The sequence below is a fragment of the Moraxella catarrhalis genome (assembly GCF_001632285.1).
GTDB classification, from domain to species: Bacteria; Pseudomonadota; Gammaproteobacteria; order Pseudomonadales; family Moraxellaceae; genus Moraxella; species Moraxella catarrhalis.
In genome coordinates, this window is sequence record NZ_LWAH01000015.1 from 1 (window position 1) to 16,423 (window position 16,423).

Here is a 16,423-nt window from a genome sequence, read left to right on the forward strand (position 1 = left end):
TGCCATGATGGTTTCCTCGATTGTTAATTAAACACCACGGTTTTGACATATATAAATAAATTCAAAACCATATCCTGACACATTATAGCATATAAGATTTTTGATTGAAATACATTTAAATTCTTTTATTTCATCATAATGTCTCAATTAAGCCATCTCAATAAAATAATCAAACCAGCGTCTTGCCTTAGTCACAATACTAAGCAAATTGTATGATCGTAAACACCCAAAAAACTCCCAATAAAAAATCCTTAGAAATATCTAAGGATTCTAAATATGGAGCTCTTGGCGAGAATTGAACTCGCGACCTCTCCCTTACCAAGGGAGTGCTCTACCCCTGAGCTACAAGAGCAAACTAATAATGTGGAGCGGGTGGCGGGAATCGAACCCGCACCATCAGCTTGGAAGGCTGAGGTTCTACCACTAAACTACACCCGCAGGGTAGTATACCTAGGTAGGGAATATGGTGGTGGGGGAAGGATTCGAACCTTCGAAGCTTTCGCGACAGAGTTACAGTCTGTTGGGTTTGACCGCTCCCCAACCCCACCGAGTGAACAGGTATGCCTTTTAATGGTCTGTTAAAAGATTAAGTCCAATAGATGGACTTGACCTGAAAGCATTCTTAGGAATGGTGCCGGCTGCCGGAATCGAACTGGCGACCTACTGATTACAAGTCAGTTGCTCTACCAACTGAGCTAAGCCGGCGGTATATTTCCTAAGTGGTGCTTATAATAACAAATTTTTGAGATTGTGCAAGCTTTTTTTTAAAATTTTAATTCAAATCACTGAAAATTTTTATAACTGATTGATTTTTATAAATTATTTATGTTCAAATAATCCGATTGTTACTTATAATTAAAATAACGCATAAAAATTGAATCATTTTATTCAAATGGACACAACCTGTCCCATTAAGCGGTTATATTGACCTTATTACATTCAAGTATGATTTGCAAACCCAGTGAAGGATTAATGCCCAAAGCTTCACAGTACCAAATGTATTCAACCACATCAAGTCTGCGATCACCCTCTTCTACTCGCTGTACAAACGAATGCGGTCTATCCATTCTGGCAGCCAAGGCACGCATGGACAGCTTTTGATTTCGTCGTTCTGCTTTCAGCCAAGCGCGCAGGGCGATCATTTGATCAGAATGAATACTTTTGGTCATAAATATCTATTTACACTATATTGACCAATTTACTCAAAATGAGTACAATATTTTACTAAATCTTCTGAGTTCTGCAAATTTTTCTTACAGGAAATTTACAATGGATAACAAACACGAAAGACTTGCAGATAGATTTGCTGATATTTTTATGCGTTTGAGCAGCCATGAAAAATTGGATACACATGAGCTGGCAGCAGAGTATCAGGTGTCTGATAAAACCATTCGGCGTGATTTATTGCGTATGGAGCGCTATTTACCATTGGTTCGTAAGCCCAAAATGGTTTATCTGGATAAGTCCAAACAATTTAATCTTAGTGAAAAAGAATTTGGTGAGTTGATTCGCTTAATTGGCGTGCATCGGTTGATTCCAAATATGGATATCCAGTTTTTGCGTGATATGCTTAAGCAAAATACTCGCCAGCTACAGATCGTCGGCTATGAGTATGAAAATATTGAGCCATTTTTTGACATCATCCCCCTGATCAAAAGTGCCATTGCCGAACAACAGATCATTCGCTTGGATTATAAGAACCAAACTCGGCTTGTTCATCCTTATAAGCTTCTCAATCATCGGGGTTGTTGGTATTTGATCGGCACTCAAAATAATGAAATCAAAACTTTTAGGCTCAGTAAAATTCTTAACTTAAGTGTCTTGCAAGGACAGTCTTTTGTGCCTGATGATGAGATCTGGCAATTGATTGATCAAGGTCAAGGAATTTGGTTCGGTCATCAGCTTACCAATGTACTCATCAAAACAGATGAATATGCACGGGGATATTTTTTACAAAAACAAATCTTGCCTAATCAAAAAATTATCAAGAGTTTGGAGGATGGCGGGCTGTTAATCCAATGCAGTGTCTATCAAAAGCAGCAGATTTTTCCAATGATTCGCTCATGGATACCACATTTAACCATCATCGAGCCTGCTGAATGGCGGGATTATTTAAACCATCAACTCAAAAAATACTTGAATTATTTAACGGAGTGTTAAACATGCCAATCAATACGAATCAGACCACGGATCTGAACAGATTCCAAAATAGACCTAAGTCATCAGCCAAGATTGCGTTTGAACTAAGTGATGCTCTCTATAAAATGGATGATTTGGTCTTGCCAATCAAAACAAAAGCCGATCTAGAGCGTACCATAGGACTGCGTCAGTATCAATCGGAAGTTTTTGAGCATTGGGGGTTTTCTGAAACCCATAAGTTTGATAATAAGATGATCATTAATTTATACGGTGAACCTGGCACAGGCAAGACTATGTCCGCCCATGCGATCGCCCATGCACTAGGTAAAAAATTAATCTTAATCAACTATGGTGACATTGAATCAAAATATGTTGGAGAAACACCTAAGAATATACAAGCGGCTTTTGAATTCGCCAAAGAAAATGATGCAATCTTATTCTTTGATGAGGCTGATGCAATTTTAAGCCGTCGTGTTACTAATATGACAAGTGCAACCGATACCAGTGTGAATCAAACACGTTCAGTGATGCTAACTTTGCTTAATGATTATAATGATACGGTCATTTTTGCCACTAATTTTATTAGCAACTATGATCCTGCCTTTATGCGGCGCATTTTAATACACATTGAATACACACTTCCTGATGAAGAAACTAGAACCTACCTATTTAATAAATACATACCAAATAAATTACCTCATTCTATTGATTTACCTACCATTGTCAAACTGTCAGAAGGCTTAAGCGGTTCGGATATTTCAAATGCGATTTTATTAGCTGCTTTTTCAGCCAAGACAGAAGGTTGCGATTTGGTCACTCATGAGAATCTACAAAACAAGATTGAGGCTATTCAAAGAAGTAAGAGCGAAAATTCTCGAAAAGAAACCAAGTTCCAAACAAGAGTTGTTTCTGAAGAGTATGTTAAATCACAATTAAATGATGGAGAAACCATATGATTCCTTTTTTACTCGCTGGTGCGCTTATCGCTGGGGTATTCGTTGCTACAGCTTTCTGGAAAGAGATCAAATCTTTTATCCAGGCCAGTATTGAGCGCATAAAAACCCACCTAATACCCAGTATGATTGTTGGTTTTAAAACTTATCTTCAAACGGGTAATGCCTTATATGCCACCGCAAAAGCTCTACAGAAGTTTTTTTCAAAAAATAAACGAGGACAATGGCAGGAAACCATCATGACGCGCAATGTGCCAGCAAATGAAATCCCAGAAGATATTCGCAGGAAGGTTAAGAATAACAGAGGACCTGTTGATATTACAGATGAAGTACAAGCAGAATTACATTTGGAGGTGTAAAATGAATAATGATTCAACAAAAATCTATGATAACTTAAAAGATTTAGAGCAAGCTGCCAAAGAAATCATTTCTAGAAATATATTACCGAAATTGATTAAACATAATCAAACTTCGGCCGCTGAATTTGTTTCATCCTTTTCCAAAGGTGCGGATGATTTCATCTTGCAAACTGAGCGTGATGAAGGTCTAAACTTTGTTGCAGGTTATGCCATCTTAAATCTTTTGGAATCCGGTACCATGCAAATTGATTTTGATTTTTATTTTCAAAATACGCAAGGTTCATGGATTAATAAAAAAAAGCAATCCAAAACTTTTAATGTCGATGAATATCTAAACCCCCAAGCTCAAGCATCATTATTAGAGCATCAATCTTTAAAATTTGATATCGACAAACCTTTGGATCGGTGATGGAAATTATCATTTTTATTGTTGTCGGATTGTTTGTTCTTGGTGCTATATTGGCAATACTAAAATTCATTTGGGGACTTTTCAAAAAAATCTGGCTTATTATTATCGGTATTGCCGTTCTTTTTGGAATCTCTTGGTTAATAAAGTACGGATTTAGCATTATCGGACTTGATATACCCATATGGATTATATTTATTTTGACGCTATTTTGTTTAGGCTATTTGAGTCACACTAACGAAAAGAAAGTTCATCGGGCAGTTGCCAAGTACTTCACCATTAAAGAGATGGGCGACCTGACAGATATTACCAATTTTTTAGATGAAAAATCCATAAAATACGATCAAGAAATACTAAGTCAAGCCATTGTGAAACTGGTAGAAGATGATCAAATTATTGAGCAATTACCAGGTCAGTTATGGCGGTCAACGCAATCAGGCAACTTTTTAGAGCCTATAGAAACTGTACATATTGAAATTTAAAATTTAGGGTCGGAATTAACCGACCCTAAATTTATAGAAATTATGCCAGACTCTAAATCTCAAGCCCTCTGCACGCCATCTCTACTGCTTTGACAAGGGCTAAAGCTTTTTTGTTGGTTTCATCCCATTCAGCCAAAGGGTCTGAATCTGCCACCACGCCCGCACCAGCTTGTACATGGATTTGACCATCTTTCATGACCGCTGTGCGTATTGCGATGGCAGTATCCATATTGCCATGCCAGCCAAGATATCCGATCGCCCCGCCAAAAACGGTGCGACGCACTGGCTCAACTTCATCAATAATTTGCATGGCACGGATTTTTGGCGCACCAGACAAAGTACCCGCTGGAAAGGTCGCACAAAACACATCTAAAGCATCGACATCTTGGCGTATACGCCCCTCAACATTACTAGCGATATGCATCACTTGCGAGTAGCGTTCAATGAACATCTGATCTGTCACTTTAACCGAACCAATCTCACAGACACGCCCAATATCATTACGCCCAAGATCAATGAGCATCAGATGTTCTGCGATCTCTTTTTGGTCATTTAACAACTCATGCTCAAGCGCCAGATCCTCATCCATATCACTGCCACGGCGGCGTGTTCCCGCCAATGGTCTGACCGTTACTGTACCATTTTCGATGCGGGATAAAATCTCAGGGGAAGCACCAATAATATCAAACGGTGATTTGGTCGTACCAAAAGTTTCACCATGCAACATAAATAGATACGGCGATGGATTTAAATAACGCAGCGCTCGATACACACTCAGTGCATCTGCTTCAGACTTGGCTGATAATCTTTGGGCGGGCACGACTTGCATGACATCACCTGCCAAAATATACTCTTTAATTTTTTGGACATCATCACAAAACTTTTGCTGGCCTGTGGCTGATACAAATTTTGGTATCGGATGCGCTTTGGTGGTCAAATCTGGCTTTTGATTTAGGATATTTTCAATATTCGTTAAGCGACCAAGTGCATCTTCATAGCCATTTTCAACATCACAATTGGCATAAACCACAATAGACAGCGTATGCTCAAGATTATCAAATATCACCACTTCTGTAGAAAGCATTAGCCACAAATCAGGCAAATTCAAAGGATTGGGCGTATCAGAATGCCCAACTGTCGGTTCAATTGTGCGTATCAAATCATAGCCAAAATACCCCACCAAACCACCGCTAAAAACTGGTAAATTTGGCACATCGTCTTTGGTGGGTATGTTAAATTGTCCCATAAAGCGTCGAATTTCATCAAATGGCTGATCGGTCTTGGTACTTGATACTGTACCGACAAGCTCTGACCCCACACGCATAACGCCATCTTGGTATTCAAAATATACGCCCTTGCCCAGACCAATCATCGAGTAGCGTGCAAAACGCTCACCGCCAACCACTGATTCAAATAGATAAGCCTTGGGATTGAGTTGTCTGATATTGGCAAAAACCGACACAGGCGTGGCATCATCCATAAGGCGTTTTTTGATTAAGGGTACATGGCTAAAGCCCTGACTTTTGAGGCGAAGATACTCGTGATGACTCAGCAAAGTTGACATGACACTTCCAAAATTTTCATAAAAATTGGTCTATCATAGCATAAAAGACCGACCCAAAACACCTAAAATTCATTCATGCTGTTATGATAAAGTTTATTATTTTTTATTTTTCATTTAATTAAAATAATAAAATCTATGTCATGATTTTATCATTTTTTGGATTATTCTGAAGTTGCTATTTTACCACTTCATCGCTTTGGCTTGTTGTTATATGCTTTCAATCCGATTGTTTGCTCATTTTTAAGATATGCTATCAGCCTAAATGAGATGAGTAAACCGTATCATAGCAATAAGCCTTTGAATATTTCCAAAGGCTTATGAAAGGATTGGCTAACTAATTTAACTTGGCAGGCTTAATCGTTATCAACATCTACCGTTTGATAGACTTCATAAGCGGGTACTTCATAAGGATGTGCATGCTTATAAGCTTCAACAACTTCATACAGCTTATTTTCAGGCACGATCATTTCCACTTTCCATTCAGAAACCTGACTGACCTGCCCGATTTTACCAATCGTTGGATTGGCACCTTCCAAGGGGCAAAACTGACCGATGCCCAAGGTCTGCCAGCTGCAACGCTCATATGGACCAAAATGACCTGCACCAGCTTCAAACATCGCAGTTTTTACCGTTTCTAAATCAGGCTCAGGGATATAGGTAACAATTTTATACATCTGAAAATATATGGCTTTATCTTCAAAATCTGTAAATAATTACAAAGGTACACCAATGCGGCGAGCAACTTCTTCATAGCCCTCAACCACATCGCCCAAACCTTGACGGAAGCGATCTTTATCAAGTTTTTTCTTGGTTTGCTTATCCCACAAGCGGCAGCCATCTGGCGAAAATTCATCGCCAAGCACCACACGACCTTGGAATAACCCAAACTCCAATTTAAAATCCACCAACATCAAATCAGCTTCATCAAATAATTTTGATAATACTTCATTGACTTTCAAAGTCAGGCTTTGCATTTGGGCAAGCTCATCAGCAGTGGCATAACCCAAAGCAATGGCGGTTGACTCACTCAACATCGGATCACCAAGGGCATCATCCTTATAAAATAGCTCATAAGTTGGTGGTAATAATGGCAAACCTTCAGATAACCCCAAACGCTTCATCAAACCGCCTGCGGCATAGTTACGCACAACAGCTTCCACAGGAATCATTTTCAGGCGTTTTACCAAAACTTCATCATCAGAAAGCTGCTTTTCAAAGTGCGTTTCAATGCCTGCATCTGCAAGTTTTTGCATGATAAACGCATTAAAACGATTATTAACGACACCTTTTCGGTCAAGACTTTCCATTTTTTCGCCATTAAATGCACTGGCATCATTACGAAAATGTAAAATCAAATAGTCAGAATGGTCAGTTTCATAAACTGATTTGGCTTTTCCAGTATAAAGTAGTGCTTGTTTTTGCATGGTAATCTCATTTGATTGATAAATTAGGAAGTCATCCAAAGCTTTAAGCGATATCACCTAACGCTCGGTGGTCTTGGCAGTTGATACTGTTTGCCTGATTCATTCGTAAAATCTGGCAACTGGCTCACCGAATTTGGTGTATGATACAGAGGTGTAAATTCTGCAGCTGGTTGTTGTGCTGGCAGCTGAATAGGCGCCAGTTTTTTTTCATTGCGATAATCCAAACTGCCATTATTACGCTTTGACAGAATATTTTTGGTTGTTGTACAGCCTGTCAACATCATGCTAGCCGTTAACACACCAGCCGTTATTTTTAAAAATTTCATAAACCTTCCACTTTTATTTTGTATTTGGTCATTACCCATATTTATCAGTATGTCAGCGAGTATTGGCTCAAACTAAATCAACCCTGCTTTTTTGAGTGAATTATCAATGGTTTCGTGATAATGTTCAGCCAGCCAAACCATAGGTAAACGAATGCCTGTGCCAATTTTGCCCATTTTGTGTAAGGCATATTTGACAGGCTGGGGGCTGGACTCAATGAATAAATCACGGTGTAGATGAACAATAGTATCATGAATTTGGTAAGCTTCCTCAAAATGACCTTCAAGTGCCAATCCAAACGCTTGACTCATCGCCTTGGGTGCAATATTAGAGGTAACAGAAATATCACCTTTTGAGCCATATTTTATCAGCTCAAGTGCTGTTGGATCATCGCCTGATAATACCACCATACGCTCACCCACTCGGCGAATTAGACTGATGCCCCGTTCAAGATTGCCTGTCGCATCCTTGATGGCAACAATGTTATCAATATCTGCCAGACGACTGACAGTATCTTCACACATATCAACCACGGTACGCCCAGGAACATTATACACTATCTGTGGTATATCAACTGCTGTGGCAACCGCCTTAAAATGCTGATACATGCCCTCTTGGGTGGGTTTATTATAATAAGGCACGACCAGTAAAGCAAAATCAGCACCAGCTGCTTTGGCGGCCATGGTTAAATCAATGGCTTCACGCGTTGAGTTTGCGCCTGTTCCTGCAATCACAGGAATGCGTCCTGCAACTTGCTTCACAAAAAAGCGAATGACATCAATATGCTCATCAATTGCAAGTGTTGCTGCCTCACCTGTGGTACCTACCGCCACCAAGGCATTAACCCCTTCATCAATCTGCCAATCTATCAGTTGAGCAAGCGTATCATAGTCCACCGAACCATCTGGCTTCATTGGAGTCACTAAAGCGGTCATGACACCTTTTAATGTTGATTTGATTTGTTGATACGCATCTGTCATAAGACACCTTGCTAAGTACTTTTGGTTATGATGAATACGATTGAACCTGCTTTAGCCAAGATTTTGATTTTAAAAAGCAGAATAATCTTTTGTAGTTTATCACATTTAAATGACATTTTTACAGTTATTTTATATGCCGATTGCAGGCTTGACTGGTTTAAGCAATCAATCATCAAACAATCAATCAAGACCCAAAGCGGTATCTATCCGTGCCGCCACTTCTGCCACAGTGCCATTGGCATCAATGCGATGAATACGATTGGAGTGCTGGCTGTGCTGATATGCCAAACCTTGATACACACGCTCAAAAAAAGCAATGTCGTTGGCTTCCAATCGATCAGCAGCACTTCGTTTGGCGGCACGCTGCATACCCATCACCACATCCAAATCAAGCCAAAGTGTTACATCTGGATAAATGGGCACAAACTGCTCAATCAAAAGCTCAATCTTAGCCAATGCCGCTTGTTTTCCATGATATCGTCCAAAACCCTGATAAGCCACCGTACTATCAAAAAAGCGGTCACTGACCACCCATTTACCCGATTTAATTGCAGGTAAAATCACCTGATGCAAATGATCACTGCGTGCAGCAAACATCAGCAAAATCTCTGTGTCAGCATTCATATTGGCATTCGGATTTAAAAATAGTTGACGCAACTGCTCGGCCAGCTCACTACCACCTGGCTCTCGTGTGCGTACGACTTGTATGCCACGATCCACCAAACGAGTAATGAGTGCTTCAATTGCCGTGGTTTTACCCACGCCCTCAGTACCCTCAAAACTGATAAATTTCCCTTGCATGCACTTACCCTTTTATTGATTGCGATCACGCATAAAAGCACGATATTCTGCCACAGCTTTTTGATGCTCTTGATAGGTGCGGCTAAAAGTATGCCCCCCACTGCCTGTTGCCACAAAATAAATCACATCGGTATCAGCAGGGTGCATGGCTGCTTTGATGGAAGCTGCCGAAGGTAATGCGATGGGCGTTGGTGGCAGACCATCAATTTGATAGGTATTATAATCTGTTTTTTCGGCAATATTACTTCGATAAATCTTACCATCATAACGGTCAAACATTCCATAAATGATTGTCGGATCTGTTTGCAGTCTCATGCCCTGACGCAGACGATTGACAAACACCGCTGAAACCATTTGTCGTTCTTGTTTAACGCCCGTTTCTTTTTCGATGATGCTTGCCATGATCAGCGCGTCATATGGTGTCTGATAAGGCAAAGTTTCATCACGAGATTCCCAAGCTTTATTCAAAATTTTTATCTGATCTTGATATAAGCGTCTTAAAATTTCTAAATCAGTTGTGCCATGTGAAAATTGGTAAGTATTTGGTGCAAACATACCCTCCAAATTGCCATTGGGCGATTCAATCTCAAGTGCTTGTGCCACCGCTTTATTATCACGCGCTACATCTGTCCAACTATAACCATCTGCAGGCGGGGTAAGAACTTTCAAAACCACACCATCGGTCGTCTTAAGCGTATGATACAACTCTTTAACCGTCTTACCCTCAATGATACGCAAACTAAATTCAGTCGCCATCCCACCCTTATTTAAAATACGAATCATCTGAGCAAGGCTAGCACCTGCTGGCACTTGATAATTTCCAGCTTGTAGCGACTTATCTGTGGCAAGTGCCACATATGCCTTGGTTACAAACGCCGAACTCAAAAATGCATCTGACCAAGGTTTTTTACTCAAAAGACTGTGATAAGTCTCGCCCTTATCCACCGTAAGTATATGCTCTGAATGACCAGTCGTTGCATAAATTGACTGATACACAACAAAAAGCACGACCAATGTAGCAACCAAAGCCATCATTAAAAGTACAGATCTAAAAGGCGAATTAGATGACGCTTGGGTTTTTAGGTGTCTTGATGAACGCCTATGCTTTGGTGTTTGATGTGGTTTTTTGGAAGCTGTCATAATCGGTCATTGCCATAGATATTTTATTTATTGTAGCAAAAATTTATGACCAATGACCATAAATTTAGCACATGTCACAAATTCACTTCATGATAGATGGATAAATTAACCAAAAAGATGCGTCAATTGACGCCCATTAAGCATTGACATGGCGGTTATACCACGAACTGCGTTGGTTGTGATTAAGCCATTGACGAAATCAAGATCTGCATTGGTAAATAAACGCTCTTTAACATCACCAAGCAGCCCACTTTGAATAACGGCACATCGCATAACCCCCAAAACACCTGATTTATCAACCAACGGCGTGTACCAATTCTGCCCAAGACGATAAAACACATTCCCCATCGTCGCACAAATCCATTCACCATGCACATTGCCAACCAAACCATCTAAAATGCCATCATCCATGCTCTGATGATAAAGTAGCTCTGCGTGTGCAAAAATCTGTTCTGTTGCACCAATCAGCTTAATTCCTGCTAAGTGTGGTGGGCGATGAGATAGCTTGTGTGTCAAGCAGACCATTTGGCGTGGTATGGTTGGCTGGATAGGTACACCTTTGATAAACGATACGCCTTGATAAATGGCTAATGGCATCACTTTAATCAACACTTGGGCGGGCTGTACTGACAAAAAACCATAGCCACGCATGCTCTGTCTTGGTCGAGTGATGATAATTTTTATGATGCCTTCTGTCATTTGATGGGCAAGCTTACTTAAGCAAGTCATCATCTCATCAACATCCAAATTAAGCTTAAAAATAGTTAAGCCATGCGTGATTCTGATGTGATGCAGTTGAGCAAAAAGTATCTGACCTTGGCGTACGCCGATGGTGCTAAAAAATCCATCACCAAAAGCAAATGCTCGATCATCCATACGATCATCTGATGCCACCAAGGTGCGATTGAAATACTGATAAAACTTTGCCATAGCCATTTATTTATGCAAGATAATTTGGCAACGGTAATCTTGACAATCTGCCTGCTCAAGATTCAGCATACCAACACGCTGAGATCCCATAGCGATACCTTGAAGTATTTGATGCACGACATGTGTGCCTGTATTTTGGTCAAGCATGCTCATCATACGATAAGCACGCTTGGCAAAATCTAAAGACTGTGCTTTGGTTGCCTCATCGTCAGTGGACGCAGCATAATACCAAACCACCTCCAAGAAATTCTCTGACTCAATGAGATAAAACGGTGGCTCATACGGCGTACTAAAGCGATAACGAGTCGCACGCCTACCATAAAAATCAAGCGCCTCTTCTGTTGTTGCAGTGCTGCCAAGCTGTGCTTTTAGTGATTCAATCTCATTGCTTGTCTTGGTGGCTTTTTGCCATGTGGCAGTATCATACACCACAGGCTGATATACCTTAACTTCGCCATCATCTTTGACCAATGCGTCATCTTTGGTCATGGGGCGAAAAGTTAAAAACAATATCACAAACACCGCCAAGATGATTGCCCAGATCAGCCAAGTTTTACGAATTTTTTTGAAGAAGATGTTGGCGTTGTTCGTAGATTGGTCGCTTGTCATGATATTGCCATCAATAAAATTTTACTAATTTTAACATAAAAGCCCATAGACTCCACCCCATTAGCAACGAATTTTGATAAAATTAGCCTTTAACCATTTTAGTCGACCAAAAATCCAAATGATGCAACATTTTATCGTTATTGGTAATCCTATCGATCACTCAAAAAGTCCACAAATCCATACCGCCTTTGCACGCAGTGTCGGGCTGCCTGTGAGCTATCAAAAACAATATTGTCCCAATGATGCAGACAGCTTTACCGCCGTTGTGTCTGCTTTTTTTGCTGGGGGCGGTGTGGGAGCAAATATTACCCTGCCCTTTAAAGAAATGGCATTTGATATGATTAAATCAAACGGACGCCTAAGTATGCATGCCCTTGCTGCAGGTGCGGTAAATACCATTTTACAAGACCAACAAGGTCTGTATGGTGATAACACTGACGGTCGTGGGTTGGTTGCAGATTTGTACGCACAGGCAATCGAGCTGGATAATAAAAAAATTGCCCTTATCGGTGCAGGTGGTGCGGCACGGGGCGTCATTTTACCACTACTAGAGGCGGGTGCACACATCAGTATTTTTAATCGCACTTCCTTAAAAGCAATAAATTTGGTGAATGAATTTCAGTCCGATAAACTCAGCGCTCATTCACTTGATGAGCTAAAGACTGGTGGAGAATTTGATGTGATTATTAATGCCACTTCTGCCACAACAACAGGACAAATACTTGATTTGGGCGGCTGCTCGGCAAGTTTTGCCTATGACATGATGTATGGCAAACCATCGGCATTTTTAACACATTTTAAACAACAAGGTGCTGATATCTCTGATGGTTTTGGTATGCTAATCCAGCAAGCAAAACTGTCTTTTGAACAATGGACAGGCAAAACAATCGACTTATCCCAAGTGCAATTTTGATTTTACCGTTTTAATTTTACTTTGATTGGAGAAATAATATGACCGAACAACTTCAAACCCAAGCCGATGAGCTATTTGATGATTTAGATGACCTATTTGATGACTTTGATGGCATAGCGGTTGAAGGCGGCATTGATAGCATCAATGATGAAGGTTGTGAAGGTGGAGCTTGTAAATTATGAGATAAACCAAAAACTCATTGCATGACTTATGGGCAGTTATGGCTGATTTGGCATCATATTTTTATATTCTAATTAAAAATAATTATAATAAATACTATTTATTATGAAAATAAGTTATATATATCATTTTAGCCCTTTAATAAACATTAAAATCTCTGTATAGTAAAAGCATCTCAAGTGGTTTTTGAGTACTCACACGCCCGATAAATCGAACATAAAAGGATATTTCATGTTAACTTACAAAGCCCCTTTGCGTGATATTAAATTTTTAATAAATGAGATGCTTGACTATCAAGCACATTATAAAACACTGGATAATGGTGCTGCCGCAGATCCTGAGTCGGTGGATATGATCCTAGAAGGCTTTGCAGATTTTGCTGAAAATATCTTAGCACCGCTATATCAGCCTGCCGATGCCGAAGGCTGTACTTTTAAAGATGGAGAGGTGACGACACCAACTGGCTTTAAAGAAGCTTATCAGCAATTTGTTGAAGGTGGCTGGCAAGCAATCAGCTACCCAGAAAAATTTGGTGGCATGAACCTACCTATGTCTTTAAATCTGATTAAATCAGAAATGATGGGTACTGCCAACTGGCCATGGGCAATGTATCCTGGTTTAACGACAGGTTCTATCAATACCATCTTGCAATATGGTGATGATGAACAAAAATCCGTTTATCTGCCAAAACTTATCTCAGGTGAGTGGTCTGGTACCATGTGTTTGACAGAAGCACAGTGTGGTACTGATTTAAATCAGATGAAAACTCGTGCGGTACCAAATGCAGATGGCAGTTATGCAATCACAGGCAGTAAAATTTTCATTTCTGCAGGCGAGCATGATTTGACCGAGAATATTGTTCATATCGTTTTAGCAAGACTGCCTGATGCACCTGCAGGCACTAAAGGTATTTCATTGTTTATCGTACCCAAATTCCTACCAAATGCTGACGGTGAAGCGGATAAGAGAAATGCTGTTGCCTGCGGGTCTATTGAACACAAAATGGGTATCACATCTTCTGCTACTTGTGTTATCAACTTTGATGGTGCGACTGGATTTTTGATTGGCGAAGCAAATAAAGGGCTTAAAGCCATGTTCACTTATATGAATACTGCTCGTATTGGTACAGGTATCCAAGGTCTGGCACATATAGAGCTGTCATTTCAAAACTCCCTACCCTATGCCAAAGAGCGTCGCTCAATGCGTGCTTTATCAGGTGTCAAAGAGCCAAATCAACCAGCTGATGCCATCATTCATCATGCTGATGTTCGCCGTATGCTACTTACCCAAAAAGCGTTTGCCGAAGGTGCTCGCTCCATGATTTATCATACCGCACGATATGCAGATAAGTTGGCAGAAGCGGTTGCTAAAGGCGATGAGACCGCCATCAAAAAGTGGGATGATAAAATGGGGTTTTTTACACCCATCCTAAAAGGGTTTTTAACTGAACTTGGTATTGAAGCTGCCAAGCATGGTCAACAAATCTATGGCGGACACGGCTATATCAAAGAATCAGGCATGGAACTCATCGCTCGTGATGCCCGCATTGCAACACTGTATGAAGGTACGACAGGCGTACAGGCACTTGATTTATTAGGTCGCAAGGTATTATTACATGGTGGTGGTAAAGCCATACGAGATTATACCGCTGGCATTATGAAATGGTGTGGTGAATATGCACTTGACAAAGAAATGCGAAAATATGTTTGGGTACTGACCAAACTGTGTGCTGAATGGAATATGCTGACTGCTCGCTTGTTGCTGACTGCTCGTAAAGACCGTGATATTGTTTCGGCAGCTTCTGATGACTTTTTGATGTATTCAGGCTATGTGATGATGGCATATCATTGGGCACGCATGGCAGCCGTTTCATTTGATAAAATCAAAAACGGCGGAGAACAGCCCAAAGAATTTTATATTGCTAAAACTCAAACGGCTGAATTCTACTTTGAAAAAATTCTACCACGCAGTTCAGCCCATGCTGAGAGCATGACCGTGCCAAGTGAAACCATGATGCAGATGGATATTGATCATTTTGCATTTTTAGACTAATGTTTGCTTTATCTAAAGCAACTATCTTTTAAGTAAAAAGCCCAAAACAGCTTGATTTGGGCTTTTTACTTGCAATTATTTTAATCGGTCTTATATACTAAGGCACAAATCAATTACTTAAATTAGGAGTGCCTCTATGTCACAGCACCATCGCCTTATCATTCTTGGCTCAGGTCCTGCAGGATATTCTGCAGCCGTTTATGCCGCCCGAGCTAATCTAAACCCCGTCATTATTACAGGCTTACAAGTTGGTGGACAGCTAACCACCACCACCGAAGTTGATAACTGGCCAGGTGATGCACATGGTCTGACGGGTAACGGTTTGATGGAGCGAATGAAATCCCATGCCGAACGCTTTGGCACCAAGCTTATTTATGACAGTATTACCCAAGTTGATTTACACAATCGCCCTTTTACGCTAGTGGGCGATAAAGGTGTCTATACCTGCGATGCCCTTATTATTGCTACAGGTGCAACCGCACAGTACCTAGGGCTTGAATCTGAACAAAAGTTCATGGGTCAAGGTGTTTCAGCATGTGCAACTTGTGATGGCTTTTTTTATAAAAATCAAAAAGTCGCTGTTGTCGGTGGTGGTAATACCGCTGTTGAAGAGGCTTTATATTTATCAAATATTGCCAGCGAGGTTACTTTGATACACCGCCGAGATACTTTGCGTGCCGAAAAAATACTACAAGACCAGTTATTTGAAAAAGTTAAAGATGGTAATATTAAAATCGAATGGAATCATCAAATCAAAGAAGTCGTTGGTGATGACATGGGCGTAACGGGGGTTATGATTGAGTCCACTCAAGATGGCTCAATCAAACAGTTAGATATTATGGGTCTGTTTGTTGCCATTGGTCATAAACCAAATACCAAGTTATTTGATGGTCAATTAAATATGCAAGATGGATATATCGTTGTCAACAGCGGATTAAACGGCAATGCAACAGCAACCAATATCAATGGTGTTTTTGCCGCTGGTGATGTTGCTGATCACACCTATCGACAAGCCATCACTTCGGCAGGTACTGGCTGTATGGCTGCACTTGATGCCGAAAAGTATTTAGATTCACTTACTATCTAGCCTTTCAAGTTAAAATACAAATGTGTTGGTCAATCCAGCACATTTTTTTACACCCTTTGTCCAACAAAAAACCAAACCCT

General features: G+C 40.4%; 19 protein-coding genes and 4 tRNA genes. 9 read left to right on the forward strand and 14 right to left on the reverse strand.

Annotated features, from left to right (window positions below; translation table 11 throughout):
- Positions 1–277: 277 nt before the first annotated feature.
- The 5 genes from A4U55_RS06295 to A4U55_RS06315 all read right to left on the reverse strand — a co-directional run bounded on the left by A4U55_RS06295 (position 278) and on the right by A4U55_RS06315 (position 1,169).
- A tRNA-Thr gene (locus tag A4U55_RS06295) sits at positions 278–352 on the reverse strand.
- Between the two features lie 12 nt (positions 353–364).
- Positions 365–438 (reverse strand) — tRNA-Gly (locus tag A4U55_RS06300).
- Positions 439–464: 26 nt separating this feature from the next.
- Positions 465–548 (reverse strand) — tRNA-Tyr (locus A4U55_RS06305).
- 81 nt (positions 549–629) lie between these two features.
- Positions 630–705: transfer RNA gene (locus A4U55_RS06310), tRNA-Thr, on the reverse strand.
- A gap of 206 nt (positions 706–911) precedes the next feature.
- Entirely contained in the window at positions 912–1,169 is a 258-nt protein-coding gene (locus A4U55_RS06315) for a helix-turn-helix domain-containing protein (protein WP_003656274.1), read from the reverse strand.
- Positions 1,170–1,269: 100 nt separating this feature from the next.
- Between A4U55_RS06315 and A4U55_RS06320 the strand changes: the two genes are divergently transcribed.
- From A4U55_RS06320 to A4U55_RS06340, 5 genes are read left to right on the forward strand one after another with little or no spacing between them, the layout of a single operon-like run.
- On the forward strand, positions 1,270–2,160 hold the full coding sequence (locus tag A4U55_RS06320) for a helix-turn-helix transcriptional regulator (RefSeq protein WP_003658746.1): 891 nt from the start codon (positions 1,270–1,272) through the stop codon (positions 2,158–2,160).
- A 2-nt stretch (positions 2,161–2,162) separates the two neighbouring features.
- Entirely contained in the window at positions 2,163–3,095 is a 933-nt protein-coding gene (locus A4U55_RS06325; protein WP_003656272.1) for an ATP-binding protein, read from the forward strand.
- Complete coding sequence (locus A4U55_RS06330) at positions 3,092–3,451, forward strand: hypothetical protein (RefSeq protein ID WP_063454131.1); 360 nt, start codon at positions 3,092–3,094, stop codon at positions 3,449–3,451. The genes A4U55_RS06325 and A4U55_RS06330 overlap by 4 nt, the downstream gene beginning before the upstream one ends.
- Position 3,452: 1 nt before the next feature.
- On the forward strand, positions 3,453–3,860 hold the full coding sequence (locus A4U55_RS06335; RefSeq protein ID WP_003658741.1) for a hypothetical protein: 408 nt from the start codon (positions 3,453–3,455) through the stop codon (positions 3,858–3,860).
- Complete coding sequence (locus A4U55_RS06340; RefSeq protein WP_003656268.1) at positions 3,860–4,339, forward strand: hypothetical protein; 480 nt, start codon at positions 3,860–3,862, stop codon at positions 4,337–4,339. Before A4U55_RS06335 ends, A4U55_RS06340 begins: the two co-directional genes overlap by 1 nt.
- Positions 4,340–4,391: 52 nt before the next feature.
- On the opposite strand, the gene A4U55_RS06345 is transcribed toward A4U55_RS06340, so the two are convergent.
- The 9 genes from A4U55_RS06345 to A4U55_RS06385 form a co-directional block, all read right to left on the reverse strand.
- A complete protein-coding gene (locus A4U55_RS06345) occupies positions 4,392–5,903 on the reverse strand; it encodes an anthranilate synthase component I family protein (protein ID WP_003658739.1) in 1,512 nt (503 codons plus the stop codon).
- Between the two features lie 353 nt (positions 5,904–6,256).
- Positions 6,257–6,577, reverse strand: a complete 321-nt coding sequence (locus A4U55_RS06350; RefSeq protein WP_063454132.1) for a hypothetical protein — start codon at positions 6,575–6,577, stop codon at positions 6,257–6,259.
- 39 nt (positions 6,578–6,616) lie between these two features.
- Entirely contained in the window at positions 6,617–7,327 is a 711-nt protein-coding gene (purC, locus tag A4U55_RS06355; protein ID WP_063454133.1) for a phosphoribosylaminoimidazolesuccinocarboxamide synthase, read from the reverse strand.
- A gap of 53 nt (positions 7,328–7,380) precedes the next feature.
- Positions 7,381–7,653 carry a hypothetical protein gene (locus A4U55_RS06360; RefSeq protein WP_003656261.1) on the reverse strand — a complete coding sequence of 91 codons (273 nt, stop codon included), beginning with the start codon at positions 7,651–7,653 and terminating at the stop codon, positions 7,381–7,383.
- A 72-nt stretch (positions 7,654–7,725) separates the two neighbouring features.
- A complete protein-coding gene (gene dapA / locus A4U55_RS06365; RefSeq protein WP_003656259.1) occupies positions 7,726–8,631 on the reverse strand; it encodes a 4-hydroxy-tetrahydrodipicolinate synthase in 906 nt (301 codons plus the stop codon).
- Positions 8,632–8,811: 180 nt separating this feature from the next.
- The gene (gene tmk / locus A4U55_RS06370) at positions 8,812–9,432 is read right to left on the reverse strand and encodes a dTMP kinase (RefSeq protein WP_003656256.1); all 621 of its coding nucleotides are present in this window, start codon (positions 9,430–9,432) and stop codon (positions 8,812–8,814) included.
- 12 nt (positions 9,433–9,444) lie between these two features.
- Positions 9,445–10,572 (reverse strand): endolytic transglycosylase MltG, encoded by a 1,128-nt coding sequence (gene mltG, locus A4U55_RS06375; RefSeq protein WP_003661277.1) that lies wholly within the window; start codon positions 10,570–10,572, stop codon positions 9,445–9,447.
- A 105-nt stretch (positions 10,573–10,677) separates the two neighbouring features.
- A complete protein-coding gene (locus A4U55_RS06380) occupies positions 10,678–11,508 on the reverse strand; it encodes an aminotransferase class IV (protein ID WP_003658733.1) in 831 nt (276 codons plus the stop codon).
- The gene (locus tag A4U55_RS06385; protein WP_003656248.1) at positions 11,509–12,111 is read right to left on the reverse strand and encodes a hypothetical protein; all 603 of its coding nucleotides are present in this window, start codon (positions 12,109–12,111) and stop codon (positions 11,509–11,511) included.
- A gap of 118 nt (positions 12,112–12,229) precedes the next feature.
- Between A4U55_RS06385 and aroE the strand changes: the two genes are divergently transcribed.
- The 4 genes from aroE to trxB all read left to right on the forward strand — a co-directional run bounded on the left by aroE (position 12,230) and on the right by trxB (position 16,343).
- A complete protein-coding gene (gene aroE / locus A4U55_RS06390; protein ID WP_063454134.1) occupies positions 12,230–13,024 on the forward strand; it encodes a shikimate dehydrogenase in 795 nt (264 codons plus the stop codon).
- Between the two features lie 38 nt (positions 13,025–13,062).
- Positions 13,063–13,206, forward strand: coding sequence for a hypothetical protein (locus A4U55_RS09050; protein WP_162839433.1), 144 nt, complete (start codon positions 13,063–13,065; stop codon positions 13,204–13,206).
- A gap of 229 nt (positions 13,207–13,435) precedes the next feature.
- A complete protein-coding gene (locus A4U55_RS06395) occupies positions 13,436–15,256 on the forward strand; it encodes an acyl-CoA dehydrogenase C-terminal domain-containing protein (RefSeq protein WP_003656236.1) in 1,821 nt (606 codons plus the stop codon).
- A gap of 136 nt (positions 15,257–15,392) precedes the next feature.
- Complete coding sequence (gene trxB, locus A4U55_RS06400; RefSeq protein WP_003658728.1) at positions 15,393–16,343, forward strand: thioredoxin-disulfide reductase; 951 nt, start codon at positions 15,393–15,395, stop codon at positions 16,341–16,343.
- The last annotated feature ends 80 nt before the right edge of the window (positions 16,344–16,423 follow it).

What these genes read in the sequence shown, in the direction of transcription:
- A4U55_RS06315 (WP_003656274.1), bottom strand. Translation starts at nt 1,169, where the DNA reads ATGACCAAAAGTATTCATTCTGATCAAATGATCGCCCTGCGCGCTTGG.
- A4U55_RS06320 (WP_003658746.1), top strand. Translation starts at nt 1,270, where the DNA reads ATGGATAACAAACACGAAAGACTTGCAGATAGATTTGCTGATATTTTT.
- A4U55_RS06325 (WP_003656272.1), top strand. Translation starts at nt 2,163, where the DNA reads ATGCCAATCAATACGAATCAGACCACGGATCTGAACAGATTCCAAAAT.
- A4U55_RS06330 (WP_063454131.1), top strand. Translation starts at nt 3,092, where the DNA reads ATGATTCCTTTTTTACTCGCTGGTGCGCTTATCGCTGGGGTATTCGTT.
- A4U55_RS06335 (WP_003658741.1), top strand. Translation starts at nt 3,453, where the DNA reads ATGAATAATGATTCAACAAAAATCTATGATAACTTAAAAGATTTAGAG.
- A4U55_RS06340 (WP_003656268.1), top strand. Translation starts at nt 3,860, where the DNA reads ATGGAAATTATCATTTTTATTGTTGTCGGATTGTTTGTTCTTGGTGCT.
- A4U55_RS06345 (WP_003658739.1), bottom strand. Translation starts at nt 5,903, where the DNA reads ATGTCAACTTTGCTGAGTCATCACGAGTATCTTCGCCTCAAAAGTCAG.
- A4U55_RS06350 (WP_063454132.1), bottom strand. Translation starts at nt 6,577, where the DNA reads ATGTATAAAATTGTTACCTATATCCCTGAGCCTGATTTAGAAACGGTA.
- purC (WP_063454133.1), bottom strand. Translation starts at nt 7,327, where the DNA reads ATGCAAAAACAAGCACTACTTTATACTGGAAAAGCCAAATCAGTTTAT.
- A4U55_RS06360 (WP_003656261.1), bottom strand. Translation starts at nt 7,653, where the DNA reads ATGAAATTTTTAAAAATAACGGCTGGTGTGTTAACGGCTAGCATGATG.
- dapA (WP_003656259.1), bottom strand. Translation starts at nt 8,631, where the DNA reads ATGACAGATGCGTATCAACAAATCAAATCAACATTAAAAGGTGTCATG.
- tmk (WP_003656256.1), bottom strand. Translation starts at nt 9,432, where the DNA reads ATGCAAGGGAAATTTATCAGTTTTGAGGGTACTGAGGGCGTGGGTAAA.
- mltG (WP_003661277.1), bottom strand. Translation starts at nt 10,572, where the DNA reads ATGACAGCTTCCAAAAAACCACATCAAACACCAAAGCATAGGCGTTCA.
- A4U55_RS06380 (WP_003658733.1), bottom strand. Translation starts at nt 11,508, where the DNA reads ATGGCTATGGCAAAGTTTTATCAGTATTTCAATCGCACCTTGGTGGCA.
- A4U55_RS06385 (WP_003656248.1), bottom strand. Translation starts at nt 12,111, where the DNA reads ATGACAAGCGACCAATCTACGAACAACGCCAACATCTTCTTCAAAAAA.
- aroE (WP_063454134.1), top strand. Translation starts at nt 12,230, where the DNA reads ATGATGCAACATTTTATCGTTATTGGTAATCCTATCGATCACTCAAAA.
- A4U55_RS09050 (WP_162839433.1), top strand. Translation starts at nt 13,063, where the DNA reads ATGACCGAACAACTTCAAACCCAAGCCGATGAGCTATTTGATGATTTA.
- A4U55_RS06395 (WP_003656236.1), top strand. Translation starts at nt 13,436, where the DNA reads ATGTTAACTTACAAAGCCCCTTTGCGTGATATTAAATTTTTAATAAAT.
- trxB (WP_003658728.1), top strand. Translation starts at nt 15,393, where the DNA reads ATGTCACAGCACCATCGCCTTATCATTCTTGGCTCAGGTCCTGCAGGA.